Source organism: Dongia mobilis, assembly GCF_004363235.1.
Lineage (GTDB): Bacteria > Pseudomonadota > Alphaproteobacteria > Dongiales > Dongiaceae > Dongia > Dongia mobilis.
Genome location: NZ_SNYW01000001.1, coordinates 133,258 through 148,916, shown reverse-complemented (window position 1 = coordinate 148,916; position 15,659 = coordinate 133,258). Strand labels below are relative to the sequence as shown.

Annotated in this window: 14 protein-coding genes and 1 pseudogene; 5 read left to right on the top strand and 10 right to left on the bottom strand. The window is 65.2% G+C overall.

Annotation, left to right across the window (positions count from 1 at the left end; translation table 11 throughout):
- Positions 1–26 precede the first annotated feature (26 nt).
- Positions 27–1,070 (bottom strand): polyamine ABC transporter substrate-binding protein, encoded by a 1,044-nt coding sequence (locus A8950_RS00710; RefSeq protein ID WP_133611561.1) that lies wholly within the window; start codon positions 1,068–1,070, stop codon positions 27–29.
- A 222-nt stretch (positions 1,071–1,292) separates the two neighbouring features.
- Here A8950_RS00710 and A8950_RS00705 point away from each other — a divergent pair, with 222 nt between their 5' ends.
- The 3 genes from A8950_RS00705 to A8950_RS00695 all read left to right on the top strand — a co-directional run bounded on the left by A8950_RS00705 (position 1,293) and on the right by A8950_RS00695 (position 5,551).
- The gene (locus tag A8950_RS00705; RefSeq protein ID WP_133611560.1) at positions 1,293–1,937 is read left to right on the top strand and encodes a cupin domain-containing protein; all 645 of its coding nucleotides are present in this window, start codon (positions 1,293–1,295) and stop codon (positions 1,935–1,937) included.
- A gap of 10 nt (positions 1,938–1,947) precedes the next feature.
- Positions 1,948–3,189, top strand: a complete 1,242-nt coding sequence (locus tag A8950_RS00700; protein ID WP_133611559.1) for a flavin monoamine oxidase family protein — start codon at positions 1,948–1,950, stop codon at positions 3,187–3,189.
- Between the two features lie 85 nt (positions 3,190–3,274).
- Positions 3,275–5,551 carry a CHASE2 domain-containing protein gene (locus A8950_RS00695; RefSeq protein WP_166644923.1) on the top strand — a complete coding sequence of 759 codons (2,277 nt, stop codon included), beginning with the start codon at positions 3,275–3,277 and terminating at the stop codon, positions 5,549–5,551.
- Between the two features lie 59 nt (positions 5,552–5,610).
- Here A8950_RS00695 and phoB read toward each other — a convergent pair whose 3' ends face one another.
- From phoB to A8950_RS19320, 6 genes and pseudogenes are all read right to left on the bottom strand, one after another.
- The gene (gene phoB / locus A8950_RS00690) at positions 5,611–6,315 is read right to left on the bottom strand and encodes a phosphate regulon transcriptional regulator PhoB (protein ID WP_133611557.1); all 705 of its coding nucleotides are present in this window, start codon (positions 6,313–6,315) and stop codon (positions 5,611–5,613) included.
- Positions 6,316–6,397: 82 nt separating this feature from the next.
- Positions 6,398–7,111, bottom strand: coding sequence for a phosphate signaling complex protein PhoU (gene phoU, locus A8950_RS00685; RefSeq protein WP_133611556.1), 714 nt, complete (start codon positions 7,109–7,111; stop codon positions 6,398–6,400).
- Positions 7,112–7,124: 13 nt separating this feature from the next.
- Positions 7,125–7,901, bottom strand: a complete 777-nt coding sequence (gene pstB, locus A8950_RS00680; RefSeq protein WP_133611555.1) for a phosphate ABC transporter ATP-binding protein PstB — start codon at positions 7,899–7,901, stop codon at positions 7,125–7,127.
- 11 nt (positions 7,902–7,912) lie between these two features.
- A complete protein-coding gene (gene pstA / locus A8950_RS00675; protein WP_208109683.1) occupies positions 7,913–9,229 on the bottom strand; it encodes a phosphate ABC transporter permease PstA in 1,317 nt (438 codons plus the stop codon).
- Complete coding sequence (gene pstC, locus A8950_RS19325; RefSeq protein ID WP_407644217.1) at positions 9,222–10,454, bottom strand: phosphate ABC transporter permease subunit PstC; 1,233 nt, start codon at positions 10,452–10,454, stop codon at positions 9,222–9,224. The genes pstA and pstC overlap by 8 nt, the downstream gene beginning before the upstream one ends.
- Positions 10,455–10,613: 159 nt before the next feature.
- Positions 10,614–11,594 (bottom strand): annotated as a pseudogene (locus A8950_RS19320) (PstS family phosphate ABC transporter substrate-binding protein); the annotation flags it as partial.
- A gap of 196 nt (positions 11,595–11,790) precedes the next feature.
- Between A8950_RS19320 and A8950_RS00665 the strand changes: the two are divergent.
- On the top strand, positions 11,791–12,156 hold the full coding sequence (locus A8950_RS00665) for a histidine triad nucleotide-binding protein (RefSeq protein ID WP_166644922.1): 366 nt from the start codon (positions 11,791–11,793) through the stop codon (positions 12,154–12,156).
- Positions 12,157–12,305: 149 nt separating this feature from the next.
- Positions 12,306–12,908, top strand: coding sequence for a glutathione S-transferase family protein (locus tag A8950_RS00660; RefSeq protein ID WP_133611552.1), 603 nt, complete (start codon positions 12,306–12,308; stop codon positions 12,906–12,908).
- Between the two features lie 51 nt (positions 12,909–12,959).
- Here A8950_RS00660 and A8950_RS00655 read toward each other — a convergent pair whose 3' ends face one another.
- The 3 genes from A8950_RS00655 to A8950_RS00645 form a co-directional block, all read right to left on the bottom strand.
- Positions 12,960–13,295 carry a hypothetical protein gene (locus tag A8950_RS00655; RefSeq protein ID WP_133611551.1) on the bottom strand — a complete coding sequence of 112 codons (336 nt, stop codon included), beginning with the start codon at positions 13,293–13,295 and terminating at the stop codon, positions 12,960–12,962.
- 128 nt (positions 13,296–13,423) lie between these two features.
- Positions 13,424–14,626, bottom strand: coding sequence for an ABC transporter permease (locus A8950_RS00650; protein ID WP_133611550.1), 1,203 nt, complete (start codon positions 14,624–14,626; stop codon positions 13,424–13,426).
- Positions 14,623–15,654, bottom strand: coding sequence for an ABC transporter permease (locus A8950_RS00645; protein WP_133611549.1), 1,032 nt, complete (start codon positions 15,652–15,654; stop codon positions 14,623–14,625). The genes A8950_RS00650 and A8950_RS00645 overlap by 4 nt, the downstream gene beginning before the upstream one ends.
- Between the last annotated feature and the right edge of the window lie 5 nt (positions 15,655–15,659).

The following is a 15,659-nucleotide window of genomic DNA, read 5'->3' as shown; positions in this document are numbered from 1 at the left end:
GGAGCCCCGCCATTCGTTGAGGTGGCTCAGTTGGCGGTGATTTCGGTCACCGTCTTCGACCACAGCTTCTGGCCGTCGCCGAGATCGCGCAATTGCTCGAATTTCAGCAATTCGGCCGGGCTGATGCCGAGATTGGGATATTGCGTCACCAGAGCGGGATCGAGGCTGTCCATCGCCGCCTTGTTCGGCACCTTGTAGAGGATGTTCTCCGCCACCCAGCGATGCACGTCGGGCTTCAGGATGTAGTTGATGAAGGCTTCGGCCGCCGCCTTGTTCTCGGAGGACGAGGTGACGACCATGGTATCGACCCACATGTCGCTGCCTTCCTGGGGAATCACGTATTTGATGTCGGCGTTCTCGGCGATGCCGTAATTGCACCAGCCGTCCCAGGCCTCGACCAGATGCGCCTCGGCCGAGACCAGTTTTGTGTAGAAGGTGGTATCGTCATATGAGAGCAGCGTCTTCTTGGTCTCGATCAGCAGCTCCTTGGCCTTCGCCACCTCGGCCTCGTCGACCGTGTTGATCGAATAGCCGAGCGAGAGCAGGGCCGGCATCATCAGCCAGCGATCGGTCGCCAGCATCGTGGTCTTGCCCTTCAGATCGTCGCTGGGCTTCAGTAGATCGTTCCAGCTGGTCGGTTCCGCCTTGACGAGGTCGCTGCGATAGCAGAGGCCCGTGGTGCCCCAGGCATAGGGCACCGAATATTTGAGGCCGACATCATGGCTGAGCTCCATCGCCTCGGGATAGAGATTGGCGAGATTGGGGATATTGCCGTGGTCGAGCTCGGCAGCGAGACCCAGCTTGTGCAGCGCCTCGCCGAACTGGCCGGACACGAAGAGCACGTCATAGCCCTTGCCGCCCGAGGCCACGACCTTGCCCATGATCTCCTCGTTGGTGGCATGGACGGTCATTTCGGCTTCGATGCCGGTTTCCTTGGTGAAATTCTCCAGCAGCTCGGCCGGCATGTAGCCGTCCCAGTTGGAGATGACGATCTTGCCTTCGGCCTGGGCGGCACCGGCAAGCGACACCAGCAAGGCGCAAGCCGCGGTGCCCAGCATTTTCTGGATCATGGTTTCAAGTCTCCCTGTTTGGCCGTTCGTGCGGCCGTCCTCACCGGGGTCTGGCATGGCTTCGCTCTCCGCCTTCGGCCTGCCCATCTCCTGTCTCGGTCGCCTAGCATCACGGGTCCCCCTCCGGGCCGTCAAGCGGGAAAATGAAAAATCGGTTGACTATTTTCACTCAAATGATCTGAACTCGGGGCAGTATTCACTCCGAGGTGACGACACCCAGGCATGCCGAGAAGCACGGAAGCAGCGCGCGCGGCGCGAAGGGCAGGCAACCAGCCGGCGGATGCCGCGGCTGCCGTGCCGGCAACCAAGATCGCCGATCTGTGGCTGGGGCAGCATCTGCGGGGCCTGCGCAAGATGCACGACCTCTCGCTGGAGCAGCTGGCCGAACGCTGCGGACTTTCCGTGGGTGCACTCAGCCAGATCGAGCGCGGCCTCACCTCGCCCACCATGCGCTCGCTCAGGCGCCTTTCCGAAGTCTTCAATGTGCCGATGTCGCAACTCTTCCACGAGGGCGACCTGCCGCCGGTCGAGGAACTGGGCCGCATCGTGCGCGCGCAAGGGCGCCGCGTGCTCAGCCTCAACACCACGGGCGTGCAGAAGGAATTGCTCACCCCCGCCGCCAATGGCGCGCTCGAGATCTATCTGGTCACCATCGCGCCGGGCGGCTCCTCCGGCCCCGAGCTGTATACCCACAAGGGCGAGGAAGGCGGCTATGTGATGGCGGGCGAAATGGTGCTGGAGATCGAGGATCGGGTGTTCCACCTGAAAACCGGTGATTCCTTCCGCTTCAAGAGCCAGACGCCGCACCGCTTCGCCAACGAAACCACCCAGGAAACGGTGGTGGTCTGGACCAACGTGGTCGGCTAGTCTCGCCGCCATGCAAACATCCTGCGATCTTGTCATCATCGGCGCCGGTGCGGCTGGCCTCGCCGCCGCCGATGCGGCGGCCCGCGCCGGGCTCAATGTCGAATTGCTGGAGGCGATGGACCGCATCGGCGGTCGCGCCTTCACCGATACCTCAAGCCTGCCGGCCCCCTTCGACCATGGCTGCCAATGGCTGCATTCCGCCGGCATCAACCCGTTCCGGGAGGAAGCCGACCGGCGCGGCTTCCGCTATTGGAAACAGCCGTTCCAGATCCGCATCCATGACGGCAAATGGTGGCTCAACGACGCCGCTGTCGAGGAATACTGGGCCTTCGTCCACGATACCTATGACCGCATCGATGCGGCGGCGGCGGCCGGCGATGACCGCGCCGCCGCCACCTTCATCGACCGGGACAATCCCTGGGCCGGGCTCTTTGCCCGCAACTATTCGGGCTATGTCGCGGCGGCGCCCGAATTCTCCTCGACCTACGATACCGGTCGCTACCGCAACACCAACGAGGACTGGCCGGTCGAGGACGGCTATGGCGCGCTCGTCGCCGCCACCTATGCCCATGTGCCGGTCCACCTCAACTGCCCGGTGAAATCGGTCGATTGGGGCGGCAGCGAGATCATGGTGGGAACACCCCAGGGCATGATCTTCTGCCGCGCCGTTCTGGTCACGACCTCCATCCCCACCCTTAAGCAGGAGCGCTTCAATTTCTTCCCGCGCCTGCCCGATTGGAAACTGGACGCGATCGACCGGATCGAGATGGGCCATGCCGAAAAGGTCGGCTTCTGGCTGAAGCGCGACCCCTGCCCCGGCATCGACATGCATTTTGCCATGCTGAACGACCCCGCCCTGCCGGATGGCGCCTTCCAGGTGAAGCCCTATGGCCGGCCGATGATCACCCTGTTCGCCGCCGCCCATTTTGCCCGCGACCTCTTCGCCCAAGGCGAGGCGGCGGCCGTCGCCGAGGCGACCGCGCTGCTGGGCCGGGTCTTCGGTGCCGATATCGTGCGCGACGTGGTGGCGGCCAAGGCGACACAATGGGTCGCCAATCCCTGGGTGGGCGGCGCCTATTCGGTGCTGAAGCCGGGCGGCGGCGAGGCCCGGGCGGAACTGGCCCGGCCCATCGACGACCGCCTGTTCTTTGCCGGCGAGGCGACCTCGGCGGACGCCTTCTCGACCGCCCATGGCGCGCGGCAAAGCGGCATCGATGCGGTTGCCGCCATCCGGAAGGCGCTCGCCGGCTGATTTTGCTACCTCCGTGCCCAGCCTGATAGGATGGCCGGCGGGGACGATTCGCGCCGTAGCTGGCTTTTTCCGGGGGCAAAACGCCGTGTCGATCGGGATGTTCTCGCGCCTGAGATTCCTGGGCCAATCCCCCAGCCTCTGGGTGCCGCTTGTGCTGCTGGCGGGGGCGATCCTGCTGCGCCAGCACGACCCGCAGCCGATCCAGCAATTGCGCAACCTTACCTTCGACACCTATCAACGCCTGGTTCCTCGTCCCTATGACCCGACCCTGCCGGTACGCATCGGCGACATCGACGAGAAAAGCCTGGAGAAATTCGGCCAATGGCCCTGGCCGCGCGGGCTGATGGCCCGAATCGTCGACCGGCTGCGCGAACTGGGCGCGGCCGCGGTCGCCCTCGACGTGATCTATGCCGAGCCCGACCGGACCGGTCCCGCGGGCCTTGCCGCGATGCTGCCGGAAGATGCCGCCTTCGACTCCGTCCGAAGCGCGATCCAGGCCGTGCCGGATCCGGACCAGGCCCTGGCCGCTGCCATCGCGCGCATCCCGACCGTGACCGCCTTCGCTACCCAGGCGACGGATCCCGAGCGGCCGCAGGAGCTGCCGCTGCAGAAGGCGGGCTTCGCCTTTGCCGGCGACAATCCCGCGGATCTGCTGCCGTCCTGGCCCTATTGGATCACCACGATGATGCCGTTGCAGCAGGCCGCGGCCGGCATTGCCTCGGTCAATGCCGAGCCGGATTTCGACGGCATCATCCGCCGTGTGCCGGCCTTTGTGCGCCTGCCCGAGCCCGGCAATCCCACCCCCTTCCGTCCGACCCTCGCCATCGAGGCGCTGCGCGTCGCCCAGGGGGCCGGGACCTATCAGGTGAAGTCGAGCGGCGCCAGCGGCGAGCAGCAATGGTTCGAGAGCCGCGGCATCGCCATGGTGAAGATCGGCCAGGCCATCATGCCGACCAGCGCCAATGGGGGCATCCTGCTCTATGACAGCGGCCACCAGACCGAGCGCTTCTTCTCCCTGGCCGATCTCTGGAACCCGGATTTTGATGCCGCCCAGGTGGCGGGGCGCATCATCTTCATCGGCGCCTCGGTCGCCGGCCTGCGCGACTACAAGCCGACGCCCAATGCCGAGATCATGACCGGCATCGAGATCCATGCCCAGATCGCCGAGCAGATCGCCAGCGGCACCTATCTCACCCGCCCCTATTGGGCGACGCAGCTGGAGCAGCTGGCGCTGCTGGGGTTCGGCCTCATCCTCGTTGCCCTGGCGCAGAAGCGCGCGGCGCTGTTCGGGCTTGCCGTGGCGCTCATCGGCATCGGCGGCGCCTTCGGCGGCTCCTTCTATCTGTTCCGGTCGCAGGGCTTCCTGCTCGATCCGCTCTATCCCGCCGGTATCGCCTTCGTCATCTTCGTGGCGGCGACCCTTCTCGGCTATATCCGCTCCGAGCGCGAGAAGGCCTTCGTGCGCGGCGCCTTCTCGCGCTATCTCTCCCCCGCCCTGGTCGACCAGCTGGCCGCGCATCCCGAGCGCCTGAAGCTCGGCGGCGAATTGCGCGAGCTCACCATCATGTTCTGCGACATCCGCGGCTTCACCCGCCTGTCGGAGGGCCTCGACCCGCAGGCGCTCACCCACGTGATCAACGCCTTCCTCACCCCGATGACCGAGGTGATCCAGCGCCGCCAGGGCACCATAGACAAGTATATCGGCGACTGCATCATGGCGCTGTGGAACGCGCCGCTCGAGGTGGCGCCGCACGGACGCATGGCGGTGCTGGCCGCCTTCGACATGCGCGCGGCACTCATCCGCATCAACCGCGATTTCGCGACGGAGGCAGCTGCTTCCGGCGCGGCGCCGATCGAGATCCGCATCGGCATCGGCATCAATACGGGGCTTGCCTGCGTCGGCAATATGGGCTCGGAACAGCGTTTTGACTATTCGGTCCTCGGCGACACGGTCAATATTGCCTCGCGCCTCGAGGCGCTCTCGCCCGTCTATGCAGTCGATCTGGTGATCGGCCAGGAGACCGCCGCGACGGTGCCGGAATTCGCACGCATCGAACTCGACCAGGTGCGGGTCAAGGGGAAGGCCCAGCCGGTGCGCATCTATACCGTTCTCGGCGACGAGACGGTTGCCGGCTCGGCCGCCTATCAAGCGCTGCTGCCGGCGCACCAAGAACTGCTCGCCGCCTATCGCGGCAAGGACTGGCCGGCGGCGGAACAGGCCCTCGCCGAAGCGCGCCGCCTCGCCCCGGATTCGCTGGCGGGATTCTATGACCTCTATGCCGCCCGTATCGCCGAATACCGTGCCGATCCGCCGCCCGCCGATTGGGACGGCGTCCATGTGGCACGCAGCAAGACCGGGTGATGGCCGGTTGCCGCCACGCCGTCAACCCGGGCCGAGCCCGGGCCTGACGGCATTCGAGATCAGCCCTCGATATCCAGCGCGTAGCCGGCCGAGCGGACGGTGCGAATCAGGTCCGGCAGGCCGTCGATATTGATCGCCTTGCGGAGGCGCCGGATATGGACGTCGACCGTTCTCGGCTCGACATAGATGTCGCGACCCCAGACATGATCCAGCAATTGCTCGCGCGAAAAGACGCGGCCCTGGTTCTCCATCAGGAATTTCAGCAGGCGGAACTCGGTCGGCCCCAGATGAAGGTCGCGATTCGCGCGGCGCACGCGGTGCGTCGCCAGATCCATCGAGAGGTCGGCATAGGTCAGGTTCTCGTCGCCCGATTGCGGGCGCGCGCGGCGCAGCGCCGCCTTGGCACGGGCCATCAGCTCCGAGGGGCTGAACGGCTTGGTTACGTAGTCATCGGCGCCGGTTTCGAGGCCGCGGATCTTATCCGCCTCCTCGCCCTTGGCGGTCAGCATGATGATGGCGGCCGATTTCAAATCCGGCATGCGGCGGATCTGCCGGCACACCTCGATTCCGGATACCAGCGGCAGCATCCAGTCGAGCAGGATGAGATCCGGCGTTTCCTCGCGGGCCCGGACCAGCGCCTCCTCGCCATTGACGGCCTCGACCACCCGGTAGCCCTCGGCCTCCAGGTTGTAGCGCAGCAGGGTAAGAAGCGCCGGTTCGTCCTCGACCACCAGGACGACGGGCTTCGATCGCTGGTCGTTCATCGGTTCGCCCCGCAGCACATCAGACCGTCGGGCGCGTTCGGAAATCACGCGCTCAGGTCCAGTGCGGTCAGGTCCAGTGCGGTCAGGCATTGATCGCAACATTCGTCGTATCTCCTTTCGGGCGCGTCTCGTCAATGGGCTTGCCATGGACCAGGAAATGCACCGTCTCGGCGATATTGGTGGCGTGGTCGCCGATCCGCTCGATGTTCTTGGCGATGAACAGCAGGTGGGTGGAGGCACCGATATTGCGGGGATCCTCCATCATGTAGGTGAGCAGCTCGCGGAACAGCGAATTGTACATCTCGTCGATGCTCTCGTCCGAGCGCCAGGCGGCAAGCAGGCCGTCGGCATCGTCATTGGCATAGGCCGAAAGCACTGCGCTGATCAGCTTCACAGCGAGGTCGCCCATGCGCGGGATCGAGCTGGTGGGCCGCAGCGGCGCCAGCTGGTTCAGCTGCAGGGCGCGCTTGGCGATGTTCTTGGCATAGTCACCGATGCGCTCGATATCGGACGAGATCTTGATTGCGGCCACCACCTCGCGCAGATCCTTCGCCATCGGCTGGCGCAGTGCCAGCACCTTCAGCGAGTCCTGCGCCACCTGCATCTCGATGGCGTCGATGTTCTTGTCGCTTTCGATGACCCGCACGGCCTTCTCGGAATCGCGCTTTGCGAGAGCCGCGACAGCGTCGACCAGCTGTGCCTCGGCGCGGCCACCCATGGCGAGGATCTGCTCGCGCAGGCGCCGCAGTTCCTCGTCGAAGCTCTTGACGATATGGTCGGGGGCTTTGTTGGGCATGGCTATCTGCTCCTCAGCCGAAGCGGCCGGTGATATAGCCCTGGGTGCGCTCATCCTTCGGGCTGGTGAAGATCTGCTCGGTATCGCCCCATTCGATCAGATAGCCGAGGTGGAAGAAAGCCGTTTTCTGGCTGACGCGGGCTGCCTGCTGCATCGAGTGGGTAACGATGACGATGGTGAAGTTCTCGCGCAGCTCGTCGATCAGTTCCTCGATCTTTGCAGTGGCAATGGGATCGAGGGCCGAGCACGGCTCGTCCATCAGGATCACCTCCGGGCTGACCGCGATGGCGCGCGCGATGCACAGGCGCTGCTGCTGGCCGCCGGAAAGGCCGGTGCCCGGCTGGTCGAGCCGGTCCTTGACCTCATTCCAGAGGCCGGCGCGGGTGAGCGAGCTTTCGACGATCTCGTCGAGCTCGGCCTTGGTGGCGCCCATGCCGTGGATGCGCGGGCCGTAGGCGACATTGTCGTAGATCGATTTGGGGAACGGATTCGGCTTCTGGAACACCATTCCGATCCGCGCCCGCAGCATGACCACGTCGAGGCTGGCGTCATAGATGTCCTGGCCGTCGAGCACGATCTCGCCGCCGACCCGGCAGCCGTCGATCACGTCGTTCATGCGGTTGAGGCAGCGCAGGAAGGTCGACTTGCGGCAGCCCGACGGGCCGATCAGCGCCGTCACCATGCGCTCGGGGATCTCCAGGTTGACGTCGAACAGGGCCTGCTTCTGGCCGTAATGCACCGTCACCTTGCGGCCGGACATCTTGGACATTGCGGGGGAAATCGCGTTCATTTTTAGGTTCCTTACCAGCGCCGCTCGAAGCGGCGACGAACGAAGATGGCGATGGCGTTCATGGTGATGAGGAAGGCCAGCAGCACCATGATGCCGGCGCTGGTCTTCTCGATGAAGGCGCGTTCCGGGCTGTCGGCCCAGAGATAGATCTGCACCGGCAGGACGGTCGCCGGGTCGGTGACGGCGCCCGGCACGTCGACGATGAAGGCGACCATGCCGATCATCAGCAGCGGCGCCGATTCGCCGAGCGCACGCGCAAGGCCGATGATGGCGCCGGTCATGATCCCGGGCGTAGCCAGCGGCAGGACGTGGTGCAGCACCACCTGGAGCGGCGAGGCACCGACGCCATAGGCCGCCTCGCGGATCGAAGGCGGAACCGCCTTGAGTGCCGCGCGCGTCGCGATGATGACGGTGGGCAGGGTCATCAGCGAAAGCACCACGCCACCGACCAGCGGCGCCGAGCGCGGCATGCCGAAGACACCCAGCAGCACGGCGAGGCCGAGCAGGCCGAACACGATCGAGGGCACGGCCGCAAGGTTGTTGATGTTGACCTCGATCAGTTCGGTGACGCGGTTCTTCGGCGCGAATTCCTCGAGATAGATGGCGCTCATGACGCCGAGCGGCAGTGCCAGCACGATGGTCACCAGCATGGTGAACATCGACCCCATGAAGGCGCCGAGGATGCCGGCCTGTTCCGGCTCGCGCGAATCGCCCTTGCTGAGGAAGTTCCAGTTGAGGCCGGTGCTGACCAGCCCTTCCGAAACCAGCCGGTCGTACCAGGCGATTTCTCTGTCCGATACGACACGTTCCGATTCCGGCAAATTGCGGTCGATGAACCCCTTGTGCAGCATGCCGATCTTGTCGTCGAGCGGGAAGGTGAGGCGGATGGTCTGGCCGATCAGCGACGGGTCATCCATCACGGCCGTGCGGACGACGTCGCCGGCACTGTTGGAGATCAGGCGGTTGAGGTCGCGTCGCTCGGTGCGGCCGGTGACCTCGGGGAAGATGCCGCGCAGCGATTCGCGGACCAGGGCCATGTAGTTGGCGCCCATCAGCGTGTCGGCATCGGTCCGGCCATCGGCGGCGATCTCGGCCGGGTCGAGAAAGACGTCGAGGCTGACCTGGGTCTGGTAGAACGCGGAATAGCCGCGCCCGACGATCGAGACCAGGAGGACCGCCAGCATGGCGATGGCCGCCGCCACGGCCAGGAGGCCATAGAGCCTGAAGCGGCGTTCCGCGGCGTAGCGGCGCCGGATCCATTGCTGGCTGAGGTTCGGCCGCGGATTCGGCCGCGCGGCGGCGGTGCCGTTCATCTTCGCGTCACTCATATTGCTCTCGATACTTCTTGACGATGTGAAGGGCGACGATGTTGAGGATCAGCGTCACCACGAAGAGGACGAGGCCGAGGGCGAAGGCGGCCAGCGTCTTCGGGCTGTCGAATTCCTGGTCGCCCACCAGCAGGGTGACGATCTGGACGGTCACGGTCGTCACCGCATCCAGCGGGTTGGCAGTGAGGCGCGCGGTGAGGCCGGCCGCCATGACCACGATCATGGTTTCGCCGATGGCGCGCGAGACGGCCAGCAGGATGCCGCCCATGATGCCGGGCAGGGCCGCCGGCACCACCACCTGGCGGATGGTTTCCGACTTGGTCGCACCCAGCGCATAGGCGCCGTCGCGCAAGCTCTGCGGCACCGCGTTCATCACGTCGTCGGAGAGCGAGGAGATGAACGGGATGATCATGACGCCCATGACGAGGCCGGCGGCGAGCGCCGATTCGGAGGCGACATCAAGGCCGAGGGCATTGCCGGCATTGCGCACCAGCGGCGCCACGGTCAGGGCGGCGAAGAAGCCGTAGACCACGGTCGGGATGCCGGCCAGGATCTCGATCAGCGGCTTGGCCCAGCTGCGGGTCTTCTTGCCGGCATAGTCGGAGAGATAGATCGCCGCCATCAGGCCGATCGGCACGGCGACCGCCATGGCGATGATGGTGATCAGCATCGTTCCGGCGAAGACCGGGACGGCGCCAAAGGCGCCCGACTGGCCGACCTGGTCGGCCCGGATCGCCATCTGCGGCGACCATTGCAGGCCGAACAGGAACTCGAACGGCGAAACGGTGGCGAAGAAGCGCAGCGCCTCGAACACCAGCGACAGCACGATGCCGATGGTGGTGAGGATCGAGAGCAGCGAACAGACGATGAGCAACACCATGACCGCGCGCTCGACCGCGTTGCGGGCGCGGAATTGGGCGCTGATATGGCGCTGCGCCCAGGCCAGGCCGATGGCAGCCGCGGCGAAGGTGGCGGCGGCGATCGCCGCCCAGATCACGTCGCGGCTGGATTCGGCCGGCAGGCTGCGGACGACGAAGACGCCGGCAAGCAGGGCGAGGGCGCCGGGCAGGAAGGCGCCGAGGCCGACGAAGATGCCGTGATAGCCCGGCAGCGAGTGCAGCTGGCGGGCGCGGCCGCCGACCGAGGCGAAGGCACGGCGTCGGCCAAGCTGGAAACCGATCGAGGATAGGATCAGCAGCAGCGCCACGGTGCCCCAGGGCAGCAGCGCCGCCGCGGGACCGAGGTCGAGGCCGGCGCCGAGCGAGCTGGCGATCGGCAGGGCGGCAAGGGCCGCCGCCGCCACGATATCGTGCTCGGGCGCCGGCATCGGGATCATGCCCTTGTCGGCGAGATAGCCCTGCGGGCCCGAGGCGCGGTCCGAGACGAATTCGGCAACGAATTCGCCGAGGCCCGGCACCAGCTCGAGATGCTGCTTCTTGACATAGATGTAGAGCTTGCGCGCGATCCGGTAGGCACCGCCGATGATGTTCTCCTCGGTCGGCGCCACACCGTCGACAGCGCTGCCCTGCAGGCGGTCGAGATTGTCGGCGAGGAAGGAATAGCCGAGGATGCCGAAGGCGGCCGGGTTGCCGGAGAGCTTCTGCACGATGAGATTGTCGTTCTCGCCGGCGTCGATATAGGCGCCGTCCTCGCGCAGGGTCTGGCACAGCGCCTTCTGCTGGTTCTTGTCGGCGATGGCCGCCACTTCCGGAAAGGCGTGGCAGGCCGGCTCCATCACCAGTTCGAGGAACGCGTCGCGCGTGCCGGAGGTGGGCGGCGGGCCCAGAACCTCGATGCGCGCGGCCGGCAGCGCCGGGTTGATCTCGTTCCAGCTGCGATAGGGGTTCGGCACCAGCGCGCCGTCGACCGGCACGGTCTTGGCGAGGGCGAGGTAGAGGTCGCGCAGGTTAAGGGCGCGGGACGGCGCCTGCTTCGAGCTGGCCAGCACGATGCCGTCATAGCCGATCTCGATCTCGACGATTTCGGTGACGCCGTTGGCCCGGCAGGTCTCGACCTCGCTGTCCTTGATCTGGCGCGAGGCGTTGGCGATGTCGGGCGTGTTCGCGCCAAGACCGGCGCAGAACAGCTTGAAGCCGCCGCCGGTGCCCGATGCCTCGACTACTGGCGCGCGAAATTCGCCACTGCCGAAATGCTCGGCCACCGCGGTCGAGAAGGGATAGACGGTCGAGGAACCGACGATGTGAATCTGGTCCCTGGCCTGAGCCGGGGCTGCCAGCCCCAGGACAAGGCTGAGCGCCACCGCCAGGGCGGCGAGCAGACCGCGCGGCGGTTGGCCTTCATCGGGCTGCCCGGGAATTGGCGCTGGGGTTTGCGCGGGGGCGGCCGGCCGGCGATCTCGGACCATGGGTCGGGAACCTCTTTGGCTTCGTTGCCGGGTCAAGTACGACACTATTGTTACAACTTGATGAAAGACAAAAAGATATTATCAATCAGGAGGTTATATGAGGGCTGGGCGGGCTTTTGCTTGACTTCGACGGGCGGATTCGGTCAGCCTGCGGTGACCCGATGCCACCCATCACGCGTTTGCGGAGCGCATTTCCATGGCCTATGACAGCAACAACATCTTCGCCAAGATCCTGCGCGGCGAAATCCCCAACCAGACGGTCTATGAGGACGAGCACGTCCTCGCCTTCCGCGACATCCGCCCCCAGGCCAAGGCGCATGTGCTCCTCATCCCGAAGGGCCCGTACGAATCCTTCGAGGATTTTTCCGCCCGCGCCTCGGATGCCGAGATCGTCGCCTTCACCCGTGCCGTCGCCAAGGTGAGCCGTCTCGCCGGTATCGACGTCACCGGCTACCGCGCCATTGCCAATACCGGGGCCGACGGCCACCAGGAGGTGCCGCATTTCCACCTGCATCTCCTGGGCGGGCAGCGCCTCGGTCGCATGGTGAGCCTGCCGGAATGAACTGAGGCGGAATGAACTGAGGCGGAATGAACCTGAAGCGGAATGGGCGTGAATCCGGCTCAAGCGAGCCTTGAGATTTTCCGGCCTGTTGTTTGCCGCGCGGCGCGCCTAATCTCGCCGCGCCATCCACTCTCGAACCGGGGAATCGCATGCTGACGCTCTACGACAGTGCCATATCCGGCAATGCCTACAAGGTGCGCCTGCTGCTCTCGCAGCTGGGACTGCCGTTCAAGCGCATCGAGATGAATGTGGATGACGGCTCGACCCGTCAGCCCGACTTTCTCAAGGTCAACCGCAACGGCAAGGTGCCGGCCATCGTGCTCGAGGACGGCACCTGCCTCGCCGAGTCGAACGCCATCCTCTACTACTTCGCCGAAGGCACCGCGTTCTGGCCGCAGGACCGCCTGCAGCGCGCCCAGGTGCTGCAATGGATGTTCTTCGAACAATACACCCACGAGCCGACCATCGCGGTGGTGCGGCACTGGGTGGCCCATCTGGGCAGGACCGAGACGACCGAGCCCTTGCTGCCGGTGAAGATAGCCGGCGGCTATCGCGCCCTCGATGTGATGGAAGATCACCTGTCGAGCCGGGACTATTTCGTCGGTTCCACCTACAGCATCGCCGACATCGCCCTCTACGCCTACACCCATGTGGCGCATGAGGGCGGCTTCGACCTTTCGCGCTATCCGGCAATCAGGGCCTGGCTGGCCCGGGTCGCTGGACAGGCCGGCCATATCCGCATCACCGACTGACCCGTCGATCACGCCGGCCAGTCGATTGCGCTGGCGAGGCGATTGCGCCGATCAGTCGATCACGTCGTAATCGACCTTGATCGACGTGCCCTGGGCGAAGATCACGCATTTCACGCCGGCGCCCTCGCACAATTCGATGGCGCTCTGGGTCATGCTGCCGGGCAGGCAGCGATCCGCCGGGCAATAGGAGTAGGCCGAGCCCAGCCCATCCTCGGTCACGGCAAAGGCGCCGCCGCCCCGGCCCATCAGCCGCTTGTACTCCTCGAACGAGTCCCAGACGCCCTTGGCGATCTGGATCTTCTCGTCTTCGGCAAGATGGACCCGGCCATGCTGCGGCTGGCAGGCCGCCAGAGCCAGAACGGCAAACGCCGGAACGAGAACGCGCATCAACATCCATGCCCCCAATAATATAGTGGTGAGAACGAATTCTCGCATTTCGGGATCACCCTGCCAATCCTTTTCCGCTGCCAATTGCTGACGCGTCGCCAATTGTGCACGCGCCGGCTGTCGCGCGCTCAGCGATAGGGATCGGCCGCGTCGCGCAGCCCATCGCCCAGGAAGTTGAAGGCAAGGACCACCACGATCACCGGCAGGATGGGCAGCATCAGCCAGGGATAGAGCGCCACCACGTTGATGTTCTGCGCCTCGTTGAGCAGGACACCCCAGGAGGTGATCGGCGGCCGGATGCCGAGGCCGAGGAAGGACAACGCCGTCTCGCCCAGGATCATGCCGGGGATAGCCAGCGTCGCCGAGGCGATGAGATGGCTCATGAAGCTGGGCATCAGGTGGCGGAAGATGATGCGGCCCGGCTTCGCCCCCATCAGCTGCGCGGCAACGCAGAAATCTTCCTCGCGCAGCGACAGGAGGCGCGACCGCACCGCGCGGGCGAGTCCGGTCCAGTCAATCAGGCCGAGGATGATGGTGATGCCGAAGAAGACCAGCATCGGCGACCAGTCCACCGGCAGGATGGCGGCAAGCGCCAGCCACAGCGGCAGATGCGGGATCGAGCGCAGCACCTCGATCGTGCGCTGCAGCAGGTCGTCGATCCACCCGCCATAATAGCCGGCCAGCCCGCCGAAGACGATGCCGAGGGCAAAGCTGACGGCGACGCCGATGAGCCCGATGGTGAGCGAGATGCGCATGCCGTAGAGGATGCGCGAAAGCATGTCGCGGCCGAGCCGGTCCGAGCCCAGCAGGAAGAGCGGTGTTTCCGAATCCGGCGGACAGACCAGGTGCAGATTGCCCTCGATCAGGTTCCAGAACTTGTAGGAATCGCCCGCGCAGAAAAAGCGGATCGGCCGCGGATCGTCGGTCCGCTCGGTATAGACGCGCTCCAGATTCTCCATGTCCAGCCGGTAGTCGAGGCCATACACGAAGGGGCCGATGAATGACCCCTCGTGGAAGAAATGCACGTCCTGCGGCGGCGTATAGATATAGTCGACATTGCGGCTGTGCTGGTTATAGGGCGCCAGGAATTCGACACACAGGATGGCCGCATACATGGCCAGCAGCACGATGCCGCAGAACACGGCGACGCGATGCCGGCGGAAACGCAGCCACATCATGCGCCACTGGCTGGCCATGTAGATTTTTTCGAGCGCCGGATTGACCTTCTCGACGTCGTAGGGGTCGAACGGCCTCGGATTGACGAAATGCGGCAGCAGGCTGCCGCCGCGCGAATTGCCATTCGATCCGGATTGCTGGCCGATATCGGTCATTTTTCGGCTCCCGCGCCAAGCCGGATGCGTGGATCGAGCAGCGCCAGCAGGATGTCTGAGATGAAGACGCCGATCACGGTCAGGAAGGCCATGAACATCAGGAACGACCCGGCGAGATACATATCCTGCGACCGCAGCGCGGTAAGCAGCATCGGTCCGGTGATCGGCAGCGACATGACCACGGATACGATGACCGAACCGGAGATCAGCTCCGGCAGCAGGCTGCCGATATCGGCGATGAAGGGGTTGAGCGAGATGCGCAGGGGATAGCGCACCAGCAGCTTCAGGGGCGGCAGGCCCTTGGCGCGGCCGGTGGTGACATATTGCTTGTTGAGTTCGTCCAGCAGATTGGCGCGCAGGCGGCGGATCATGCCGGCGGTGCCGGGCAGGCCGATCACCAGCACCGGCACCCACATATGCTCCATGATGCTCCAGAACTTGGCGGCCGACCAGGGCTGGCCGACATAGACCGGGTCCATCAGGCCACCGATCGAGGTGCCGAACCAGATATTGGCGAAATAGAGCAGGATGAGGGCGATGAGGAAGCTGGGTGTCGCCAGGCCGAGATAGCCGACGAAGGTGAAGATATAGTCGAACAGGCCGTACTGGTGGGTCGCCGAATAGACCGCGATGGGAAAGGAAACGATCCAGACGAACAGGATCGAGGCGATCGAGACGATCACGGTAAGCGCCAGCCGGTCGCCGACGATATCGGCCACCGGCTGGTTGTATTCGAACGAATAGCCGAGATCGCCGAAGATGAGGCCGCCCTTCACGTAGCTCAGGCCATCCCACTGCCCGAACAGCCAGCGCAGGTACTGCACATGGAAGGGCTGGTCGAGGCCATAGAGGGCGCGCAGGCTCTCGATCTGGTTCTGGTCCATGCTTTCGCCGCGCGCCTGCAGTTCGGCCAAAGTGGTTTCCAGGAAGTCGCCGGGCGGCGCCTGGATGATGACGAAGATCAGGAAGCTGATGATCAGCAGCGTCGGCACCATGACCAGGACGCGCTGCAGGAAGTAGCGAAGCATGACGG